The sequence below is a fragment of the Mesorhizobium sp. M7A.F.Ca.CA.002.04.1.1 genome, assembly GCF_004022805.1.
Taxonomy (GTDB): domain Bacteria; phylum Pseudomonadota; class Alphaproteobacteria; order Rhizobiales; family Rhizobiaceae; genus Mesorhizobium; species Mesorhizobium ciceri.
On record NZ_RZPL01000112.1, the window covers coordinates 1 to 4,309 of the forward strand.

The window sequence follows — 4,309 nt, forward strand, 5'->3', positions numbered from 1 at the left end:
CCAGAACGGGGTGTAGACCTTGCTCGTCTCGGTGCCGTCGCTGCCGGTGTCCTCGATGATGATGCCGCGGTTGACCCAGTCATCGACAACCGCTTGCGGCAGCTTCGCCAGCGCCGCCTTCGCCGCATCGCCGAAAGGATAGAACGGCACGTTTTGCGCCTTCAGCTCAGCGCTGATGTCGATGCCGAGCGCCAACACCTTCTGCTCGAGCTGCGGCTTTGCGGCGACACCGTCGATCGTCACCTCGAAACCGAGGAAATTATCGCTCTGATTTTCAGGAATCGCCGGGATTTCTTCGGGATTGCCCGATATGTCGGGCATCGGGAAGGCGACGATGGCCTGGACATCCTGATCGGTGTTGTTGTGGAAGACATAGTCGACCGTGACCTTTTCCGGCGAGATGAAAAGGTCCTCGCTTTGCATCGCCACGGCATCGCTGCGCGACAGGATCAGGCCGCCGGTGCCAAGTTCGGCAACCGAATCATTGGCGAAAGCGGGTGCGGACGACAAGGCCAGCACGGCGGTCAGAACATATCGCAACATGGAAGCCCCCTCGGCTGGAATGCCTGCAGGACCCTAGCCGTTTCAATGTGGCGTTCAAAGCCCTTCCGTATCCGCGGACGCACCAAAGGGAGATGGACTGCGGTCTGGACACGCGCCAGCGCGGTCTGGACACGCGCCAGCGCGGTCTGGACACGCGCCAGCGCGGTCTGGACTAACGGGTTCCGATCGGGCAGGAGTTCGCCCATGCGCAAGCTTCTCGTCATCGGCATCGGCGCCGGCAATCCCGACCACATGACCGTTCAGGCCATATCAGGCCTGAACCAGGCGGATGTGCTGTTCATTCCCGACAAGGGCGCGAAAAAAAATGAATTGGCCGAACTGCGCCGTCAGATCTGCGACCGCTTCGTCACCAATCCGAAGTCGCGGCGCGTCGAATTCGACGTGCCGGTGCGCGACCTCCCGGTAGAAGATGGGCCGGCGCCCTCCTACCGCTCGACCGTCGATGACTGGCATGAAGCCATCGCCGCCATTTACGAAGGCCTGATCCGCGACGAGATTGCAGGCGACGGCTGCGGCGCCTTCCTGATCTGGGGCGACCCTTCGCTCTATGACAGCGCGTTGCGCATCCTTGAGCGCGTGCGCCTGCGAGGCGATGTGGCGTTCGAGCTTGAGGTCATCCCCGGCATCACCGCCGTCCAGGCACTTGCCGCCAGCCACAAGATGGCGCTGAACCGCATCGGCGATTCCGTCCTCATTACCACCGGCCGCCGCCTGACCGAAGAAGGCATGCCGGACAATGCCGGCAGCGCGGTCGTCCTGCTGGACGGCAAATGCGCCTTCAACACGCTGGCCGACAAGGATGTCGTCATCCATTGGGGCGCCTATCTCGGAACGGAAGACGAGATCACCCTCTCCGGCAGGATCGGTGACATCGGCGCAAAGATCGAAAAAGTTCGAGAGGAAGCTCGTCGGCGGAAGGGCTGGATCATGGACAGCTATTTGCTGCGCAAGCCCGAATAGGAAGGCAATAGGGGAGTAAGGCAGTAGGGGAGTAGGTGAATGACGTTTTGTGTTGGAAGACAGCACGCGAATGCCTCCCTACTGCCCTACTGCCCTACTGCCCTACTGCCCTACTGCCCTACTCCCTCACCCAGCCTCAATCTCCGCCTGCAACGCCTCCATATGCGTCGCTGCCGCGGCCGCCGCCGCGCGCTCGATGGCGCGGAAGCGGCTGACCACTGCCAGGCCGACCGCCGTCAACTGTGCGCCGCCGCCCTTGCGGCCGCCGGTCTGTGCCGCCACCAGCGGCTTGCCGAATACCCGGTTCATGTCCTCGACCAGGTCCCAGGCGTGCTTATAGGACATCTCCATGCCGCGCGCGGCGGCCGAGATGGAGCCGAAGGCGGCGATCTGTTCCAGGAGCTTGATCTTGCCCGGCCCGACGCGCCCGTCGGGATCGAGATTTATCCGCAAGCTCAGCGACGGCATCTTTGCTCTCCGCGGTCACATCCCAACATCATACTAGAAGCTCCCTGGCGAAACCGCTATTCCAAAAAGACATAGCGGGATCATCCACCCGTCTCGGGGGGCAGGCCGGCGCCGGTGTTCGCCCGATCGAAGCTCACCGTCTTGATCACCGCGAAAACCTTGCCGCCAAGATGAAGCTTCAGCGCCTGCCGCGACTGTTCGGTGATGCGGGCAAGCACGGTTGCGCCATTGCAGTCGATACCGACCTCGACCGCCGGTCCCTCGCCGGGGCTCATCGCGGTAATGGTTCCCGGCAGGATGTTGAGCGCGCTGAGACCCCTCGGCTTTTCGGTGGCGATCATCACATCGCGGGCGCGGATACGGATGCGCACCGGCGTACCTGTCTTCATCGCCAGCTGTGGCACCCGGAGCTCGCCCGCAGCCGAGCCGAGCACGGTCATGCCGAAACTCTCGTCGTGATGCAGCACCTTGGTGTCCAGCACGGCGCCGCCCTCACCGCGCTCCTCCGCCGGCAACAGGTCGAGCCTTTGCATCACCGCCTCGGTCGGCCCGCTGGCAACGACATTGCCCTGCGCCAGCATCACCACGTCGCTGGCCAGCCGCGCCACTTCGGCGACCGAATGACTGACATAGACGATCGGGATTTTGATCTCGTCGCGCAGCCTTTCGACATAGGGCAGGATTTCGGCCTTGCGCGCCTCGTCGAGCGAGGCCAGCGGTTCGTCCATGAGCAGCAGTCTGGGGCTGGCAAGCAATGCCCGGCCGATCGCCACACGCTGTTTCTCGCCACCTGAGAGCTTTGCCGGCCGCCTGTTCATGAGCGGCCCGATGCCGAGCAGGTCGACGACGGCATCGATATCGGCGTAGCGCTCCGCCGGCGGCGTGAACCAGCGGCCGTAGCGAAGATTGCCGGCAACGCTCAAATGCGGAAACAGCCTTGCGTCCTGGAACACCATGCCGATGCGGCGCTTGTGCTTCGGCACGAAAATGCCGGCACCGGTATCGACCAGCACACGGCCGTCAACCTCGATGCGTCCCTTGTCGGGCCGGATCAGCCCGGCAATCATGCCGATCAGCGTCGTCTTGCCCGACCCCGACGCTCCGAACAGCGCCGTCAGCCGCCCGGCGCTTTCGAAGCGGGCGCCGATGGCGAAACCGCCCTGCCGATGGCTGATGTCGACGAGAACGCTCATTCGATGTCCAGCCGCCGGCCGACACGCCGCGCCAGCACCTCCGAAGCCACAAGTGCTGCCATGGAGATGACAATGGAAATCAGCGTCAGGCGGAGCGCCCCTTCATCGCCACCCGGCACCTGCGTGAAGGTGTAGATCGCCGACGGCAATGTCTGCGTCTCATTGGGAATGTTGGAAACGAAGGTGATGGTGGCGCCGAACTCGCCCATCGCCTTGGCGAAGGCCAGGATGGCGCCGGCGATCAGCCCGGGCAGGATCAACGGCAGCGTGATGGTGGCAAACACCCAGAGCGGATTGGCGCCGAGCGTTCCCGCCGCCGCTTCCATCCTACGGTCCACCGCCTCGATCGACAGCCGGATCGCCCGCACCATCAGGGGAAAGCCCATGACGCCGCAAGCCAGCGCCGCACCTGTCCAGCGGAAGGAGAAGACGATGCCGAAATGCTCGGCCAGGAAGGCACCGGCCGGACCGCGCCGGCCGAAGGTGAGCAGCAGCAGATAGCCGGTCACCACCGGCGGCAGGATCAGCGGCAGATGCACCAGCCCGTTGAGAACCGTCTTGCCCCAGAACTGTCCCCGGGCAAGCAGAAGCGCGATCAAGATGCCCGGCGGCAGGCTGGCGAGCATCGCCACCGTTGCCACCTTGATGGACAGCCGGACCGCATTCCATTCGTCGGGAGTGAGGTCCAGCAGCCAGTTCATAGTGCCCCTTGGAACTCAGTTGCTCGGCGCGAGCACGGTAAATCCCTGATCCTTGAACAGCGCGGCCGCCTTGGCCGACTGCAGGCATTTCAGGAAAGCCGGCGTATCCTTGTCCTTCGAATCGGCGGTCTGGGCAACCGGATAGATGATCGGCGGATGCGAATCCTCCGGGAAGGTGCCGATCACCTTGACCCCCTTTTCGGCATGCGCGTCGGTGGCATAGACAATGCCAAGGGCGGCTTCGCCCGTCGAAACCAGTTTCAGCGCCGCGCGCACGTTTTCGGCCTGCGCCACCTTGCCCTCGACCGAGGACCAGACGCCGAGCGATTCAAGCGCGGCCTTGCCGTATTTGCCGGCCGGCACCGCCTTGAAATCTCCCATGGCGAGCTTGCCGTCGCCGATCAGCTTGGCGAGGTCGAAACC

Annotated in this window: 6 protein-coding genes; 1 reads left to right on the forward strand and 5 read right to left on the reverse strand. The window is 63.9% G+C overall.

The window, feature by feature from the left end:
• The coding region (locus tag ENZ75_RS08525; RefSeq protein WP_128278022.1) for a DUF4424 family protein at window positions 1–543 on the reverse strand (543 nt) is incomplete at its 3' end.
• Between the two features lie 204 nt (window positions 544–747).
• On the opposite strand from ENZ75_RS08525, the gene cobF reads away from it, so the two are divergent.
• Window positions 748–1,524: a precorrin-6A synthase (deacetylating) gene (cobF, locus tag ENZ75_RS08535; protein ID WP_013531027.1), complete on the forward strand. Its 777-nt coding sequence runs from the start codon at window positions 748–750 to the stop codon at window positions 1,522–1,524.
• Window positions 1,525–1,650: 126 nt separating this feature from the next.
• On the opposite strand, the gene ENZ75_RS08540 is transcribed toward cobF, so the two are convergent.
• From ENZ75_RS08540 to modA, 4 genes are all read right to left on the reverse strand, one after another.
• Window positions 1,651–1,992 (reverse strand): winged helix-turn-helix domain-containing protein, encoded by a 342-nt coding sequence (locus ENZ75_RS08540; RefSeq protein WP_063168278.1) that lies wholly within the window; start codon window positions 1,990–1,992, stop codon window positions 1,651–1,653.
• Between the two features lie 80 nt (window positions 1,993–2,072).
• Window positions 2,073–3,185 (reverse strand): molybdenum ABC transporter ATP-binding protein, encoded by a 1,113-nt coding sequence (modC, locus tag ENZ75_RS08545; RefSeq protein ID WP_063168279.1) that lies wholly within the window; start codon window positions 3,183–3,185, stop codon window positions 2,073–2,075.
• Window positions 3,182–3,886, reverse strand: a complete 705-nt coding sequence (gene modB, locus ENZ75_RS08550; RefSeq protein WP_063168280.1) for a molybdate ABC transporter permease subunit — start codon at window positions 3,884–3,886, stop codon at window positions 3,182–3,184. Before modB ends, modC begins: the two co-directional genes overlap by 4 nt.
• Before the next feature lie 15 nt (window positions 3,887–3,901).
• Window positions 3,902–4,309: molybdate ABC transporter substrate-binding protein (modA, locus tag ENZ75_RS35015; RefSeq protein WP_245481139.1), on the reverse strand; the 408-nt coding region annotated here is incomplete at its 5' end.